Genomic DNA, 15,765 nt, shown 5'->3' with positions numbered 1-15,765 from the left:
TGAAATTGCCACCGCTCTGCGGTTCAAGGCAAGCCATGAGAGGGGCTGTGACCACACCGTTCACAAGGCTGCTTGCCAAAGGCTTCGCCGGGTGGCTGGCGCTGTGCGCCGCGCTGGCTCCTGCCGCCGCGCAGGAACCGGGCGGCGACGTGCTGCGCAACCTCAACATGCCCGGCCTTTCCGGCTACGCCTCGCCGGCCCAGCAGGGGCCGCTCGCCGCGCGCGGCGAAGGCCAGGTGACGCTGTCGGCCCACCTGACCGAGGACGGCCCGGCGATCACGCGCGGGCTTGTCTGGCGCGTGTTCAGCCCCGACGCGGACGCCGACGGCAAGCTGCCGATGGTCGCCTCGTCGCAGGGCGGCAGCGGCATCTTCACGCTGGAGCCGGGCAGCTACCTTATCCATGCCTCGTTCGGCCGCGCCGGGGCGACCAAGCGCATCACCATCGGCAAGGACGCCAAGACCGAATCGGTCGTGCTCAACGCCGGCGGCCTCAAGCTCGACGCGGTACTGTCGGGCGGCGTGCGCATCCCACCGGCGCGCCTGCGCTTCTCGATCTACGAGGCGGAGGCCGACGTCAACGGCGAGCGGGCGCTCATCATCCCCGACGTGCAGCCGAACACGGTGGTGCGGCTCAATTCCGGCACCTACCACGTCGTCTCGACCTACGGCACGGTCAACGCGGTGATCCGCTCCGACATCCATGTCGAGGCCGGCAAGCTGACCGAGGCGACGGTCGAGCACAAGGCGGCCGAGCTGACGCTGAAGCTCGTGCGCGACAAGGGCGGCGAAGCCATCGCCGACACCTCGTGGTCGGTGCTGACCGATTCCGGCGACGTGGTCCACGAAAGCGTCGGCGCCTTCGCCTCGATGGTGCTGGCCGAAGGCGAATACGCCGTCGTCGCCAAGAACCGCGAGCGCATCTACCAGCGGGAGTTCACCGTCACCGCCGGCCGCAACCAGGACGTCGAGGTGCTGGTGACGGAGGCGGAAGCCGACGCGGAGACGGACTGAGATTCCCGCTGAGATGCGTCGGCCTCGATGATCGACCGCCGACGCTGCCCCTCACCTGCCTGCCGGCATCCTCTCCCCGTGAACGGGGAGAGGAGAGATTGCCGCGACCTTGCCGCTTCCCCTTCTCCCCGTTCACGGGGAGAAGGTGCCCGAAGGGCGGATGAGGGGCAGCGCCAGCAAACGACGGTTTTCACGCCCTGCTACGCCGCCTGCGCCTCGTCCCGCACACGCCGGATGTCCGGCGGCGTCGCCTCGTCGACCAGCGCGGCGATGGCGGCGTCGAGGGTCATCGCCTCCTGATCGCGCGAGCCGAGGCGGCGCAGATTGACCGTCCCCTCCTCCGCCTCGCGGCGGCCGCAGACGAGAATGACCGGCACCTTGGCGAGCGAATGCTCGCGCACCTTGTAGTTGATCTTCTCGTTGCGCAGGTCCGCCTCGGCCGCCAGCCCGGCGGCCTTCAGCCTAGCAGTGACGCTTTTCGCGTAGTCGTCGGCGTCGGAGGTGATGGTCGCCACCACCACCTGCACCGGCGCGAACCACAGCGGCATGTGGCCGGCATGGCTCTCGATCAGGATGCCGAGGAAGCGCTCCAGCGAGCCGCAGATGGCGCGGTGGATCATCACCGGCTGCTTCTTCTCCGAATCCGCGCCAATATAGAACGCCCCGAAGCGCTCCGGCAGGTTGAAGTCGACCTGCGTGGTACCGCACTGCCATTCGCGGCCGATGGCGTCCTTGAGCGTATACTCAAATTTCGGGCCGTAGAACGTGCCCTCGCCCTCGTTGATGCCGGTCTTGATGCGGTTGTCCTCGCGCGCCATGCGCTGGAGCGCGCGCCGCAGGATGTCCTCGGCGTGGTCCCATGCCGCGTCAGTGCCGACGCGCTTCTCCGGCCTTGTGGCGAGCTTCACCACCACCTCCTCGAAGCCGAAATCCTTGTAGACCGACATCATCAGGTCGTTGATCTTGAGGATCTCCGCCTCGAGCTGGTCCTCGGTGCAGAAGATGTGGGCGTCGTCCTGCGTGAACGCGCGGACCCGCATGAGACCATGTAAGGCCCCGGATGCCTCGTAGCGATGGACGTTGCCGAATTCCGCAAGCCTTATCGGCAGATCGCGGTAGGACTTCAACCCGTGCTTGAAGATCTGGACGTGGCCTGGACAGTTCATCGGCTTCAGCGCGAAGACGCGCTGGTCGGCCTCGGGATCGTCGGGATGGGTGAAGGCGTGGGCCGACTTCACCGCGAACATGTTCTCCTGATACCAGCCCCAGTGGCCGGAGGTCTCCCACAGCGACTTGTCGAGCACCTGCGGCGCGTTGACCTCCTGATAGTCGTCGCCGAGGCGGCGGCGCATGTAGGAGATCAGGTTCTGGAACATCTTCCAGCCCTTGGCGTGCCAGAAGACGACGCCCGGCCCCTCCTCCTGGAAATGGAACAGGTCCATCTCGCGGCCGAGGCGTCGATGGTCGCGCTTCTCCGCCTCCTCCAGCATGTGGAGATACTGGTCGAGCCCGGCCTGGTCGGCCCATGCCGTGCCGTAGATGCGCGTCAGCATCGGGTTGTTGGCGTCGCCGCGCCAGTAGGCGCCGGCCACCTTCATCAGCTTGAAGGCGCTGCCGATCTGCCCCGTCGAGGCCATGTGCGGGCCGCGGCACAGGTCGAACCAGTCGCCTTGATAGTAGATCTTGAGGTCCTGCCCCTCGGGGATCGCGTCGACCAGCTCGACCTTGTAGGCCTCGCCCTTGTCGCGGAACACCTGCTTCGCCTTCTCGCGGTCCCATACCTCCTTGGTGAAGGGTTTGTTGCGGGCGACGATCTCGCGCATCTTCTTCTCGATGGCGGGGAAGTCGTCGGGCGTGAACGGCTCGTTGCGCGCGAAGTCGTAATAGAAGCCGTTCTCGATCACCGGGCCGATGGTCACCTGCGTTCCCGGCCACAGCTCCTGCACGGCCTCGGCCAGCACATGGGCGGCGTCGTGGCGGATCAGCTCCAGCGCGCGCGGGTCGTCGCGGGTGACGATCTCGACCTTGCCGGAAGCGCCCAGCGGATCGGAAAGGTCGCGCAGCGTGCCGTCGACCGCGTAGGCGACGGCCTTCTTGGCCAGCGACTTCGAGATCGATTCCGCGAGCGCGGCGCCGGTCGTCGCCGCGTCGTATTCGCGGACGGAGCCATCGGGAAATGTCATGGAAACGGGTGCCATCGGAAATTCTCCTATCCAGTCCCGCCTACGAACGCGGGTGGCCAGTCAAGATCAGAGCGGCGGACGCCCGGATAAATCCGGGCTGCCGCTCTGTCCGTTTGTTTTAGCCGCATTTATGCAACGTCAAGTGATTCCACTTGACTGCAAAATGCTAGAGCCGGCGGCGATGCACGGCCGGCGTCACGGCGCACACATATAAGCGCGCCTCCAATACGTAAAGAGCCGGCGCCTCGCGGCACCGGCTCTTCGTCTGTCAGGAAGGAGGCAGGATCTAGCTGTTGTCCTCGACCGGCGCGCCGGGGCCGTTCTTCTTGATCGAGTCGATGGCGTTCTGGGCGCTCGCCTTCGAGGTGTATCCCTCGGTCGAGAACATGATCTCGTTGTTGTACCTGAAGCGGACGCGATACTCGCCAGCCTTGTCCTTGTAGATCTCGAACTTGTGCATCGATGCCTCTCCTGTTGACTGATTCCGGTGTCCCTGACGGAAATTCAGCCCGAACGCATATGGCAGTCAAGAAAAAGCAGCCTCCGCGCCTCAGCTTTTACGGTCTGTACCCGGTTTTTTCCGCGAAATCGCCGAGTAGCGCCACGGCTTGTACCAGACATAGGCCGAATCGAGCGTCTCGGGCACGAGGTCGATTCCATGGGTGCCGCCCGGCCCGCAGCGGGCGAAGCGGAACAGCCCCATGAAGCCGCCGGCCCACAGGCCGTGGCGGGCGATGGCCTCGTAGGCGTATTCCGAGCATGTCGGGAAATGGCGGCACGAATTGCCGACGAAGCCGGAAAGGGTGAGCTGGTAGAGCCGCACGAGCGCGGTGCCGAGGATGCGCCCCGGCGTCTTGCGCCACGGGCCGGGCCAGTTGCGCGAACGTCTGTTGTCGGACATCGCCCGCGCCTCCCGTTCAGGCCCCCGCGGCGCGCTTCTTCTCGATCTGGTCGATGGCGTCGACCACCGCATCGAAGGTCAGCATGGTCGAGGCGTGGCGGGCCTTGTAGTCGCGCACGGGCTCGAGATATCTCAGGTCCCTGAACCGCCCTTCAGGCGGCGGGCCGTTCTCCTTCAGCATCCTCAGCATCGTCTCGCGCACGTCACGCAGCTCGGCCACTGTTGCGCCGACCACGTTGCGCGCCATCACCGAGGACGAGGCCTGCCCGAGCGCGCACGCCTTCACCTCATGGGCGAAATCGGCGACGGTGTCGCCGTCCATGCGGATGTCGACGATCACGGTCGAGCCGCACAGCTTCGAATGGGCGGTCGCGGTCGCGTCCGGCGCATCGAGGCGGCCGATGCGGCCGATATTGCCGGCAAAGCCAAGAATTCTGGCGTTGTAGATCTCGTCGATCATGGATTTTCGGCCTCGCCGGCTCTTGCAGGACGGCACACCTTCCAATCGCGCCGATTGCCCTTATATAATGGTCGGGTTCCGCCAGCCACAAGCCGCGCCCGGCGCGGCATGATGGCCTCGGGACGACAACAATGCCGCCGCTTGCCGGAGGCTGGCCCGCCAGCTTCCCGTGAAGGGCAGTGGTCCGTTCAACTCGTTCCTTCCGCGAAAGGAACTACGGGAGACGCCCTCATGGACGCCGTGGTCAAGACCTTCCCTCCTCGCGCCGATTCCACGCAACCCGCCGCCGGCGAGCCGGAAAAGGCGCGTGCCGCCTATATGGACAAGCCCGTCACCGACCGCCCCTCGCAGGACGAGGTTGAGGCGGCGGTGCGCACCCTGCTGCGCTGGACCGGCGACAACGTCGAGCGCGAGGGGCTGGTCGACACGCCGCGGCGCGTCGCCAACGCCTTCCGCGAGATGTTCTCCGGCTACGACCAGTGCCCGGCAGAGGAGCTCGGCCGCACCTTCGAGGAGGTCGCAGGCTATGACGACATGGTGCTGGTCAAGGACATCCGCTTCCATTCGCATTGCGAGCACCACATGGTGCCGATCATCGGCAAGGCGCATGTCGCCTACCTGCCGGCCGGGCGGGTCGTCGGCCTTTCCAAGATCGCCCGCGTGGTCGACATCTTCGCCCGCCGCCTGCAGACGCAGGAGGCGCTGACGGCGCAGATCGCCGGGTCGATCCACGAGACGCTGAAGCCGCGCGGCGTCGCGGTCATCATCGAGGCCGAGCATATGTGCATGGCCATGCGCGGCATCCGCAAGGAAGGCTCGACCACGCTGACCACGACGTTCACGGGCGCGTTCCGGGACCACCCGGAAGAGCAGGCCCGCTTCATGATGATGCTGCGGAACGGCCTTGCCGGCTGATCCGGCCGGACGCCGCGCCGCCCCGCAAACCACAGGCCCCGACATGCCCTTCTTTCCCCTCCCCGCTTCCGACAAGGCCGAGCTTGAGGAAGGCGACCTGTTCACGCCCCGCTTCGATGCCGGCGGGCTGGTGACGGCCGTCGTCACCGACGCCGGCGACGGCGAGCTGCTGATGGTCGGCCACATGAATGACGAGGCGCTCAGGCTGACCCTCGAAACCGGCATCGCCCATTTCTGGTCACGCTCGCGCGGCAGACTGTGGAAGAAGGGCGAGACCTCCGGCAATCTTCTGCATGTCGACGAGGTCAGGACCGACTGCGACCAGGACGCCGTGTGGCTGAAGGTCTCGGTAGGAGGCCACGATGCAACCTGCCACACCGGCCGGCGTTCCTGCTTCTACAGAAGCGTGCGCATCGAGGACGGGAAGGCGCGGCTGGCCGACGACGGCAGCGGGGCGAAATTCGACCCCCGCGCCGTCTATGGCGGCAAGGACTAGCCGACCCGTCCCCATAAAACGGCCACGAAGCCGCATTCACGCTTTCGATACGACCGGGGCGTATGGTGGCCTTGGGGAACGGGAGTGAAGTGCGATGCTCGAGTGGGCGTCTTTGCGTAGCAGGCATGAGGGCGGCAATGGCGGCGACCTGCCGACCGAGCCGCGTATCGTCGAACCGACACCGAAGAAAAAGGCCGGCATCGCGCTGGCGCTGGGCGGCGGGGCCGCCCGCGGCTGGGCGCATATCGGCGTCCTGCGCGCGCTCGACGAGGCCGGCATCGAGATCGACATGATCGCCGGCACCTCGATCGGCGCGCTGGTCGGCGGCTGCTATCTCGCCGGAAAGCTCGACGAGCTCGAGGAATTCGCCCGCTCGCTGACCAAGCGGCGCATCTTCGGCCTGCTCGATTTCACCTCGGCGGCAGCGGCCTGCTCGGCGGGCTGAAGCTGACCGCCAAGATGCAGGAGCATCTGAACGGCACCACCTTCTCGGACCTCAGCCGGCCCTTCGTCTGCGTCGCCGCCGAGATCCGCACCGGCCACGAGATCTGGCTGTCGAACGGCTCGCTGATCACCGCCATGCGCGCCTCCTACGCGCTGCCCGGCGTGTTCGAGCCCGTCGCCTGCAACCGGCGCGTGCTGGTCGACGGGGCGCTGGTCAACCCGGTGCCGGTGTCGGTCTGCCGCGCCTACGAGCAGCCGCTCGTCGTCGCGGTCAACCTGCATTACGACCTGTTCGGCCGCGCCGCCGTCATCAAGCACAGCGCCGACACGGCCGAAGGCGAAGGCGAGACGGAGCTGGTCGTCGACCGCGGGCCGAGCGAGCGCGAGGCCAAGCTCGGCATCACCGGCGTCATGGTCGAGGCGTTCAACATCATCCAGGACCGGATTTCGCGCGCGCGCATGGCCGGCGATCCGCCGGATCTGTCGCTGCTGCCGAAGCTCGGCCATATCGGGCTGACCGAGTTCCACCGCGCCGACGAGGCGATCCGCCTCGGCTACGAGACCGCGCGGGCGCAACTGGGCGAACTGGAACGGCTGCGCGGCGTCCTCGCCTGACCGACCTGCGAAAGACCCCGGCAAATGCGGGCAAATTCGCGGCGGAATCATGATCTTGCCTTAATTCATCCCTAGCCGGAAGGTTGCGGAGCGGTTCGGGATTCGTTAGGTCTCGTTCCGGCAATCGGAAACCGTCGACATGCCGAGGGCGCCGGACGTTTTGTCGGCCGCGGTTTATCCGGTCTTTGGAAGAGGGATGGATCTTTGAAAGCTGAGGGGACGCGCCTGATACGCAGCGGAAAACGCGCCCTTTTGGCCGCGTTCGCATCTGCGCTTCTCGCGTCCTGCGCCACCTCCGATTCCGACGTGCCTTTCGGCTTCGCAACCGCCGACATCGCTCCCATCCAGTCGCAGCAGACCCCGGCCGAGCCGCCGCTCGCCGCCGACGCCGGCCAGACCGCGCCGACCGAGACTGTGGCGAGCTTCGTCGTCGAAGAGGGCGATCCGCTCCTTCCCGACAGCGTCGTCGCCGCGCCGGCGTTGCGCCCCGGCTCCGAAGCCGCGGCAGCGACAGAGGTCGCGGTGGCCGCGACGGGGCAGCCCGCCACGGCGATGCCCACCCCTTCCGACAGGCTCGAGGAGCAGGGCTCGACCGACGGCACAGAGGCCGCCGCGCCAGCTGCCGGCGACGCCGCCCCGGTCGCGATCGCGGCGCTCGCGCCGACCGCTCCGGCACAGAAGAAGCGCAGCTTCCTGTCCTCGTTCTTCTCGCCCGCCGCGCCGGCCGCGCCGCAGCAGAAGACCGCCCGCCCCCTGATCGACCCGACGGCGTCGCGGCCGGCGGCCGCCTCGACGGCGACGCCCGCCCAGCCGATCGTGCAACTGGCCTCCACCGGCCAGCCCGCCGCGCCGCTGGTGAGGACCGGCCCGTCGTCCGGCAACGCCTCGCCGCTTCCCGGCGTGCGCGAGGGCGGCGCGCTCTACGAGATATCCCGCCGCTCCGGCATGGACGACGACAGCGACATCGACCTGCACGAGGGCGAGGAGCCGGGCGTCCAGTTCGCCTCGGCCGCGGGCCTGGCGCGCCTCGCGCCCAACGGGCTGATGAAGCAGACCGACCATGTCGACGTCGCCTGCCTGAAGCCGTCTCTGGTGCGCGTGCTCAAGGCGGTGGAGAAGAACTACGGCCGGAAGGTCGTGGTGACCTCGGGCTACCGCTCGCCCGACAAGAACCGCCGCGCGCGCGGCGCGCGCAACTCGCTGCACATGTACTGCGCGGCGGCCGACGTGCAGGTCGAGGGCGTCTCGAAATGGGAGCTCGCCAGCTTCGTGCGCTCGATGCCCGGCCGCGGCGGCGTCGGCACCTATTGCCACACCGATTCCGTGCATATCGACGTCGGCCCCGAGCGCGACTGGAACTGGCGCTGCCGCCGGCGCAAATAGGCCGCCCTCCCCGCCATCAGGCGGCGATCCGCCTTCATCCTTCGATATTGTGGACGCGGCAAATTTTCCTTCCGATCGCGCCGCCGGTGGGTTGCCCGCCGGCCCTTTGCCCCCTATAAGCCACTTCGTTCCGGCCAGCGCCCATCGTCTAGCGGTCTAGGACGCCGCCCTTTCACGGCGGAAACACGGGTTCGAGTCCCGTTGGGCGTGCCAATCAAATCAGATACCTGGCCTACTCTCCCCATCCGACCCGGGTTCGTGATGGTCTGGGATAAAGGCACTCTGTTTATTCGGCCGCCTCGGCATAGGATGCCGGCACGTAGTTCAGGATCGGCCCCAGCCAGCGTTCAACCGCGGCGAGATCCATCCCCTTGCGGGCGGCGTAGTCCTCGACCTGATCGCGCTCCACCTTCGCCACGCCGAAATAATAGCTTTCGGGATGGGAGAGATAGATGCCCGACACGGAGGAGCCCGGCCACATGGCCATGCTTTCGGTCAGGCTGACGCCGGCGTTCCTTTCCGCGTCGAGCAGACGGAAGAGCGTGACCTTCTCGGTATGGTCGGGCTGGGCGGGGTAGCCCGGCGCCGGCCGGATGCCCTGATAGGGTTCGCCGATCAGGTCGTCCGGCGAAAGGCTCTCGTCCGGCGCGTAACCCCAGAACTCCTTGCGCACCTTCTCGTGCATGCGCTCGGCGAAGGCTTCGGCGAAGCGGTCGGCCAGCGCCTTGACCATGATCGAGGAATAGTCGTCGTTGGCGCGCTCGAAGCGCTCGGCGATCGCCACTTCCTCGATGCCGGCCGTCACCACGAAGCCGCCGATCCAGTCGGGCTTGCCGCTGTCCAGCGGCGCGACGAAATCCGACAGGGCGACGTTCGCCCTGCCGGCCTGCTTGGTCAGTTGCTGGCGCAGGGTGAAGAAGGTCGCCAGTTCGCCTGAACGGCTTTCATCCGTGAACAGCCTGATATCGTCGCCAACGGTGTTGGCCGGCCAGAAACCGATCGCGGCCTTCGGCGCGAACCAGTTCTCGTCGATGATCCTGGCCAGCATCGCTTGCGCATCCTCGAAGAGCTGGCGCGCGGCGGGCCCCTGCTTCTCGTCATCGAGAATCTTGGGGTAGCGACCCTTCAGCTCCCAGGTCTGGAAGAACGGCGTCCAGTCGATGTAGCGCGCAAGCTCGGCCAGATCCCACGTCTCGAATACCCGTGTTCCGGTAAAAGAGGGTTTCGGCGGGTGGTAGTCCGCCCAGTCGATCCTGTGGGCGTTGGCGCGCGCCTTCGCCAGCGGCAGGCGCTGCTTCTCGCGCTCGGAGCGCTCATGCGCTTCCGTGACCTTCCTGTACTCGGCGCGCAGGTTCTCGACATAGGACGGCTTCATGTCATGCGACAGGAGGTTCGACACCACGCCGACCGCGCGGCTCGCGTCGTTCACATGCACGGCCTGGCCTTGGCTGTAGCGTGGATGAATCTTCACGGCCGTATGGACGCGGCTGGTCGTCGCCCCGCCGATCAGCAGCGGGATGTCGAAGCCTTCGCGCTCCATCTCGGCCGCGACATGCGCCATCTCGTCGAGAGACGGCGTGATAAGGCCGGAAAGGCCGATGATGTCGACCTTCTCGGCCTTCGCCGTCTCGAGGATCTTCGTCGCCGGCACCATCACGCCGAGGTCGATGATCTCGTAATTGTTGCAGGCAAGCACGACGCCGACGATGTTCTTGCCGATGTCGTGGACGTCGCCCTTCACCGTCGCCATCAGGATCTTGCCGGCGCTCTCGCGCGCGCCGCCGCCGTTCGCCGCCTTCTCCGCCTCCATGTAGGGCAGAAGCAGCGCGACGGCCTGCTTCATGACGCGGGCGGACTTCACCACCTGCGGCAGGAACATCTTGCCGGCGCCGAACAGGTCGCCGACGACGTTCATGCCCGCCATCAGCGGTCCCTCGATGACGTGGAGCGGGCGCTCGGCGTTGAGCCGCGCCTCCTCCGTGTCTGCGTCGATGAACTCGGTGATGCCGTTGACCAGCGCGTGCGCGATGCGCTTTTCGACCGGCCATTCACGCCAGGCGAGGTCTTTCTCCTTCGCTTCCTTCGCGCCCGCGCCCCTGAAACGCTCGGCAATGTCGAGCATCCGCTCCGTCGCCGTGCCGCCCGCCGCCGGCTTGCGGTTGAGCACGACGTCCTCGCAGGCCTCGCGCAGCTCGGAATCGATGGACTCGTAGACGGCGAGCTGACCGGCATTGACGATGCCCATGTCCATGCCCGCCTGGATGGCGTGGTAGAGGAACACCGCGTGCATGGCCTCGCGCACCGGCTCGTTGCCGCGGAAGGAGAAGGACAGGTTCGACACGCCGCCCGAGATGTGGACGTGCGGCAGGGTAGCGGTGATCTCCCGCGTCGCCTCGATGAAGTCGACGCCGTAATTGTCGTGCTCCTCGATGCCGGTGGCGATGGCGAAGACGTTCGGATCGAAGATGATGTCCTCGGGCGCGAAGCCGGCCGTCTCCGTCAGCAGCTTATAGGCGCGGGTGCATATCTCGACCTTGCGCTCCTTCGTATCGGCCTGCCCGGCCTCGTCGAAGGCCATGACCACGACGGCCGCGCCGTACATCCGGCACAGCCTCGCATGATGAAGGAAGGCGTCCTCGCCCTCCTTCATCGAGATCGAGTTGACGATGGGCTTGCCCTGAACGCATTTGAGGCCGGCCTCGATCACCTCCCATTTGGAGCTGTCGATCATCACCGGCACGCGGGCGATGTCGGGCTCGGCGGCGATCAGGTTGAGGTACTCGACCATCGCCTTCTGCGAGTCGATCAGGCCCTCGTCCATGTTGATGTCGATGACCTGCGCGCCGCCCTCGACCTGGTCGCGCGCCACGTCGAGGGCGGCGGCGTAGTCGCCGGCGGTGATGAGCTTGCGGAAGCGCGCCGAGCCGGTGACGTTGGTGCGCTCGCCGACATTGACGAAGGGGATGTCCTTCGTCAGCGTGAACGGCTCCAGCCCCGACAGGCGCATCCGCGGCTTCAGCTTCGGAACGCTTCTCGGCGGGTGCTTCGCAACCGCCTCGGCGATGGCGGCGATGTGCTCCGGCGTCGAGCCGCAGCAGCCGCCGACGACATTGACCAGTCCCTCGCGCGCGAATTCCTCGACCTGGGCGGCCATGAAGTCGGGCGTCTCGTCATACTGGCCGAAGGCGTTGGGCAGGCCGGCATTGGGATAGGCGCAGGTAAACGTGTCGGCGACGCCGGAAATCTCGGTCAGATGCGGGCGCATCGCGGCCGCGCCCAGCGCGCAGTTCAGACCGACCGAAAAGGGTTTCGCATGGCGGATCGAATGCCAGAAGGCCGTGGGCGTCTGGCCTGAAAGGGTGCGGCCGGAAAGGTCGGTGATGGTGCCGGAGATCATCACCGGCAGATGGATCCCTTTTTCCGTGAATATCTCCCCGCAGGCGAAGATCGCCGCCTTGGCGTTGAGCGTGTCGAAGATCGTCTCGATCAAGATGATGTCGGCGCCGCCGTCGATCAGCCCGCGCAGCTGCTCGCCATAGGCGAGGCGCAGATCGTCGAAGGTGACGGCGCGATAGCCGGGATTGTTGACATCTGGCGAGATCGATGCGGTGCGGTTGGTCGGCCCCAGCGCGCCGGCGACGAAGCGGCGCCGTCCGTCCTCCTGCTCCGCGCGGCGCAGCGCGCGCTTCGCCAGCAGCGCGCCGTCGCGGTTCAGCTCGTAGACCATCTCCTCCATGCCGTAGTCGGCCTGCGCGATGGAGGTCGAGGAAAAAGTGTTGGTCTCGACGATGTCGGCGCCCGCCCTGGCGTAGGCATAATGGATGTCCTCGATCGCCTTCGGCTGGGTGAGGATGAGCAGATCGTTGTTGCCCTGCTGGTGGCAGGCGCAGCCGGTAAAGCGGTCGCCGCGGAAATGATCCTCGGCAAAGCCCAGCCCCTGGATCTGGGTGCCCATCGCGCCGTCGAGAACGAGGATGCGCTCGCGCGCCGCCTTTTGCAGGGCGGCCAGAATTTCCGCGCCATCCCGTTTGGGGGCGACGGGGCCGAAGAGCTCGTCGAGAGATGACATTTGCGACGCCCTGCGTTCCTGATGCGACATACAGTCACGTCACATAAAGACATCTTTATGTCAATATGCTCGCCGCTCCTATTGAAAAGAAGCGCCTGTCGCCTTTGGTTCACGCCGATGTCGCTTTCGCGCTCGCGATCTCGCCGCGTTCGTGATCTGATCGTGACGTTCAAGGTGCTCCCCGGAGGATTCCCCGGAGAGATAATTGGGAAGCCGGTTTGACGCCGGCGCTGCCCCCGCAACGGTAGCGGAGCTGAAAGTCCCGACGGACGCCACTGGATCGAAAAGGTCCGGGAAGGCGTCGGGACAGTCCTTCAAACGGACGGCTCCGGAGCCCGGAAACCAGCCCTGGACGGTACAACCCGACTGATCGCGGTGGGCGGTCAAGAGGCAGACGCGCATCGGGCAATGCCGTGCCCGCGGCCATCTCCCCTCAAATCACCACCAGTTCAGTCCTTGTGAGAATGCGAGGACGGACATGGATGCGCGCAATGAAATGCTGAGGCTGATCCACGCGCGGCGCGACGGCTTCAGCCTCGAACAACCTTTTTATGTCGATCCGGATTTCTACAGGCTCGACCTCGAGCTGATCTGGTATCGCGACTGGCTGTTTGTCGGTCACGATTGCGAGATCGCCAGGCCGGGCAGCTATTTCACCTTGCAGGTCGGGGCCTATCCGGTGGTGGTGGTGCGCGGCCGCGACGGCGTCATCCGCGCCCTGCACAACACATGCCGCCACCGCGGCAGCCGGGTGTGCACCGCGCAAAGGGGCATGGCGGCGAAGCTCGTATGCCCCTACCACCAGTGGACCTACGACCTCGACGGCTCGCTGGTCTTCGCCCGCCAGATGGGAGACGATTTCCGCAAGCAGGATTTCGGCATGAAACCCGTCGCCTGCGAGAGCGTCGCCGGCTACATCTTCATCTGCCTGGCGGACGAGCCGGCCGACTTCGCGCCGTTCCGCGCGCTGATGGAGCCCTATTTCGCGCCGCACCGGCTTGTCGAGGCCAAGGTCGCCTACGAGTCCACGATCATCGAGAAGGGCAACTGGAAGCTGGTCTGGGAAAACAACCGCGAGTGCTACCACTGCGCGGCCAACCATCCGGAACTGTGCAAGACCTATCCGGAAGCCCCGACCGTGACCGGAGTGAGCGGGGCGGAAAGCGACCCGGACATCCTGGCGCACTGGGAGCATTGCGAGGCCGCCGGCCTGCCCTCGCGTTTCGGCATCGACAAAAGCGGGCAGTACCGTGCCACCCGCGCTCCCCTTCTGCGCGATGCCGTCAGCTACACGATGACCGGCCGGCGCGCCGTCCGGCGCAACCTGTCCGACAGCGTCTCGGCCGATCGCATCGGCGCGCTGCTGCTCTATCACTATCCGACCACATGGAACCATGTGCTCGGCGACCATGCGGTGACCTTCCGCGTGCTGCCGCTCGGCCCGACCGAGACGGCGGTGACGACCAAATGGCTGGTCCACAAGGATGCGGTCGAGGGCGTCGACTACACGCTTGAAGAGCTCACCCATGTCTGGACCATGACCAACGACGAGGACCGGCGGATCGTCGAGGAGAACGCGTTCGGCATCGGATCGCCGGCCTACGAGCCCGGACCCTATTCGGCGGAACACGAGGGCGGCGTGATGCAGTTCCTCGAATGGTATGCGGCGTCCATCGGGCCGCGTCTCGCCGAGACCGGCAAGCCCGCGCTGCGCGACGTGGCATAGGAACAGCGATGAACGCGATCACCGATTTTTCCCCCTACCGCCACCTCGACGAGATGACGCCGTGGAACGACCGGCTCCAGGTGCTGGAAGTGACCGGCATATTCGACGAGGCGCCGCAGGTGAAGACTTTCGTCTTCCGCTCCGATGCGCAGACATGGTTCCGCTACAAGCCCGGACAGTTCGTCACCCTCGAACTGCCCGTCGAGGGCGGGCCGATCATGCGCACCTACACGCTGTCGTCCTCGCCCTCGCGCCCCTTCTCCATCGCGGTGACGGTGAAGGCGCAGGCCGACAGCATCGGCACCCGCTGGATGTTCGACAATCTGGCGATCGGGGCGCGGCTCAAGGCGTACGGGCCGGCCGGCGATTTTTCCCATCACAACCATCCGGCGGCGAGATATCTCTTCGTTTCCGCCGGCTCCGGCATCACGCCGACGATGTCGATGCTGCGCTGGCTGAGCGACTGCGCGCCGGCTGCCGACGTCGCCTTCGTCCACTGCGCGAGGCGGCCGCAGGACATCATCTTCCGCCGGGAGCTCGAATTGCTCGGCAGCCTCATGCCGGGTCTTTCGCTGTCCTTCCTCGTCGAGGAACGGTCGGGCTGCGAAAGCTGGTCCGGCCACAGGGGGCGGATCGACGCCGCGCGCCTGCCGCTCCTGTCTCCCGACTTTCTCGAGCGGGAAGCGTTCTGCTGCGGGCCGGAGCCTTTCATGCAGGGCGTGCGCGACATTCTCTGCGGCGCCGGCTTCGACATGGCGCATTATCACGAGGAGAGCTTCGGCCGGCCCGCGGCGATGCCGATGCCGCTCCCGGGTATGCCGGCGGCCGATACCGCGCGGCAGACTGCCTCGGCATCTCCATCCTGATGGAGGTCGACCGGAGCGAGATCGAAAAGGTCCTTGCTCCCACGCCCTTCGAGTTCGTCGCGCCCTATGCCTGGATCGAGGCCTATATCTACACCACGATCACCGGCTTCGCCGAATACGAGGACACGTTCGGGGACTATTATGGCTCCACCGGCGTGGTGATCCCCGCCCGCTTCGGCGAGCATACCGGCGGCTACTACGCCCATTGCTTCAAGAACAAGGACTACGGGACCGCCCCCGGCCGCGAGGCGATGGGCTTTCCCATCAAATATGCCGAGCTGCGCATGCAGAAGGTCGGCCGCGCCGTCACCGCCACGACGCGGCGCCCGACGGCAAGCGTCGATCTCTCGCTCGTCATCGGCGACGGGGCGGCGAAGCCGCCGGTCGACGTCGTGCGCTCGCCGCATCTGCTGTTGCAGTCCATCCCCTCGGTCGAGCGGGACGAGGTGATGCTGCAGCAGATCATCAAGCGCGACGTCTCGTCGTCGTCGTCGCTGACCGCCGTGGCCGGCGAGCCCGCCGTCGACTTCCTGCCGACGGGCTCGGGGGTCGACGAGCTCGCATGGCTTAAGGCCGGGCGGCCGATCTATGGCGAGTTCTTCAGCGGCAAGTTCCGGGGCGCGTTCGGAACGGTCCTGTCGACCACGGCCTCGCCCGAGTTGCGCAAGCGGCTGGGCGTCTGACCCAGCCCGAC

Annotated in this window: 11 protein-coding genes, 1 tRNA gene, 2 pseudogenes and 1 riboswitch; of the genes and pseudogenes, 9 read left to right on the top strand and 5 right to left on the bottom strand. The window is 66.5% G+C overall.

Features of this window, described 5'->3' with window-relative positions; all coding sequences use genetic code 11:
- Window positions 1-101: 101 nt before the first annotated feature.
- Window positions 102-1,013, top strand: coding sequence for a hypothetical protein (locus M9945_RS11190; RefSeq protein ID WP_367944818.1), 912 nt, complete (start codon window positions 102-104; stop codon window positions 1,011-1,013).
- Window positions 1,014-1,213: 200 nt separating this feature from the next.
- On the opposite strand, the gene thrS is transcribed toward M9945_RS11190, so the two are convergent.
- The 4 genes from thrS to M9945_RS11170 all read right to left on the bottom strand — a co-directional run bounded on the left by thrS (window position 1,214) and on the right by M9945_RS11170 (window position 4,557).
- Window positions 1,214-3,211: a threonine--tRNA ligase gene (gene thrS, locus M9945_RS11185; protein ID WP_367944547.1), complete on the bottom strand. Its 1,998-nt coding sequence runs from the start codon at window positions 3,209-3,211 to the stop codon at window positions 1,214-1,216.
- Window positions 3,212-3,482: 271 nt separating this feature from the next.
- The gene (locus M9945_RS11180; RefSeq protein WP_367929673.1) at window positions 3,483-3,656 is read right to left on the bottom strand and encodes a YegP family protein; all 174 of its coding nucleotides are present in this window, start codon (window positions 3,654-3,656) and stop codon (window positions 3,483-3,485) included.
- A 90-nt stretch (window positions 3,657-3,746) separates the two neighbouring features.
- A complete protein-coding gene (gene yidD, locus M9945_RS11175) occupies window positions 3,747-4,097 on the bottom strand; it encodes a membrane protein insertion efficiency factor YidD (protein ID WP_367944546.1) in 351 nt (116 codons plus the stop codon).
- A 16-nt stretch (window positions 4,098-4,113) separates the two neighbouring features.
- Window positions 4,114-4,557, bottom strand: a complete 444-nt coding sequence (locus M9945_RS11170) for an iron-sulfur cluster assembly scaffold protein (RefSeq protein ID WP_367944545.1) — start codon at window positions 4,555-4,557, stop codon at window positions 4,114-4,116.
- A gap of 231 nt (window positions 4,558-4,788) precedes the next feature.
- On the opposite strand from M9945_RS11170, the gene folE reads away from it, so the two are divergent.
- The 5 genes and pseudogenes from folE to M9945_RS11145 all read left to right on the top strand — a co-directional run bounded on the left by folE (window position 4,789) and on the right by M9945_RS11145 (window position 8,623).
- Window positions 4,789-5,472, top strand: a complete 684-nt coding sequence (gene folE, locus M9945_RS11165) for a GTP cyclohydrolase I FolE (RefSeq protein ID WP_367944544.1) — start codon at window positions 4,789-4,791, stop codon at window positions 5,470-5,472.
- Window positions 5,473-5,515: 43 nt separating this feature from the next.
- Window positions 5,516-5,968: a phosphoribosyl-AMP cyclohydrolase gene (gene hisI, locus M9945_RS11160; protein WP_367929669.1), complete on the top strand. Its 453-nt coding sequence runs from the start codon at window positions 5,516-5,518 to the stop codon at window positions 5,966-5,968.
- 94 nt (window positions 5,969-6,062) lie between these two features.
- A pseudogene (locus M9945_RS11155) lies at window positions 6,063-7,027 on the top strand (patatin-like phospholipase family protein).
- A gap of 252 nt (window positions 7,028-7,279) precedes the next feature.
- A complete protein-coding gene (locus tag M9945_RS11150; RefSeq protein ID WP_367944543.1) occupies window positions 7,280-8,410 on the top strand; it encodes a YcbK family protein in 1,131 nt (376 codons plus the stop codon).
- 137 nt (window positions 8,411-8,547) lie between these two features.
- Window positions 8,548-8,623: transfer RNA gene (locus M9945_RS11145), tRNA-Glu, on the top strand.
- 73 nt (window positions 8,624-8,696) lie between these two features.
- Here M9945_RS11145 and metH read toward each other — a convergent pair.
- Window positions 8,697-12,479, bottom strand: coding sequence for a methionine synthase (gene metH / locus M9945_RS11140; protein WP_367944542.1), 3,783 nt, complete (start codon window positions 12,477-12,479; stop codon window positions 8,697-8,699).
- Between the two features lie 155 nt (window positions 12,480-12,634).
- Window positions 12,635-12,845: riboswitch (cobalamin riboswitch) on the top strand.
- A 112-nt stretch (window positions 12,846-12,957) separates the two neighbouring features.
- Between metH and M9945_RS11135 the strand changes: the two genes are divergently transcribed.
- The 3 genes and pseudogenes from M9945_RS11135 (at window position 12,958) to M9945_RS11125 (ending at window position 15,754) form a co-directional block, all read left to right on the top strand.
- Window positions 12,958-14,205: an SRPBCC family protein gene (locus tag M9945_RS11135; protein WP_367929664.1), complete on the top strand. Its 1,248-nt coding sequence runs from the start codon at window positions 12,958-12,960 to the stop codon at window positions 14,203-14,205.
- An 8-nt stretch (window positions 14,206-14,213) separates the two neighbouring features.
- Window positions 14,214-14,999: pseudogene (locus tag M9945_RS11130) on the top strand (FAD-binding oxidoreductase); the annotation flags it as partial.
- Window positions 15,000-15,070: 71 nt separating this feature from the next.
- Complete coding sequence (locus M9945_RS11125; RefSeq protein ID WP_367944541.1) at window positions 15,071-15,754, top strand: acetoacetate decarboxylase family protein; 684 nt, start codon at window positions 15,071-15,073, stop codon at window positions 15,752-15,754.
- The last annotated feature ends 11 nt before the right edge of the window (window positions 15,755-15,765 follow it).

Origin of the sequence: Aquamicrobium sp., from assembly GCF_023954335.1 — a bacterium.
In the GTDB taxonomy this organism is placed as follows: Bacteria; Pseudomonadota; Alphaproteobacteria; order Rhizobiales; family Rhizobiaceae; genus Aerobium.
The sequence above is the reverse complement of the archived record's forward strand: the minus strand, read 5'-3'. Positions and strand labels throughout refer to the sequence as shown.

Bases quoted from the DNA above. Each gene is read 5' to 3' on its own strand.
- thrS (WP_367944547.1), bottom strand. From the start codon at position 3,211: ATGGCACCCGTTTCCATGACATTTCCCGATGGCTCCGTCCGCGAATAC.
- M9945_RS11180 (WP_367929673.1), bottom strand. From the start codon at position 3,656: ATGCACAAGTTCGAGATCTACAAGGACAAGGCTGGCGAGTATCGCGTC.
- yidD (WP_367944546.1), bottom strand. From the start codon at position 4,097: ATGTCCGACAACAGACGTTCGCGCAACTGGCCCGGCCCGTGGCGCAAG.
- M9945_RS11170 (WP_367944545.1), bottom strand. From the start codon at position 4,557: ATGATCGACGAGATCTACAACGCCAGAATTCTTGGCTTTGCCGGCAAT.
- folE (WP_367944544.1), top strand. From the start codon at position 4,789: ATGGACGCCGTGGTCAAGACCTTCCCTCCTCGCGCCGATTCCACGCAA.
- hisI (WP_367929669.1), top strand. From the start codon at position 5,516: ATGCCCTTCTTTCCCCTCCCCGCTTCCGACAAGGCCGAGCTTGAGGAA.
- metH (WP_367944542.1), bottom strand. From the start codon at position 12,479: ATGTCATCTCTCGACGAGCTCTTCGGCCCCGTCGCCCCCAAACGGGAT.
- M9945_RS11135 (WP_367929664.1), top strand. From the start codon at position 12,958: ATGGATGCGCGCAATGAAATGCTGAGGCTGATCCACGCGCGGCGCGAC.
- M9945_RS11125 (WP_367944541.1), top strand. From the start codon at position 15,071: ATGGAGGTCGACCGGAGCGAGATCGAAAAGGTCCTTGCTCCCACGCCC.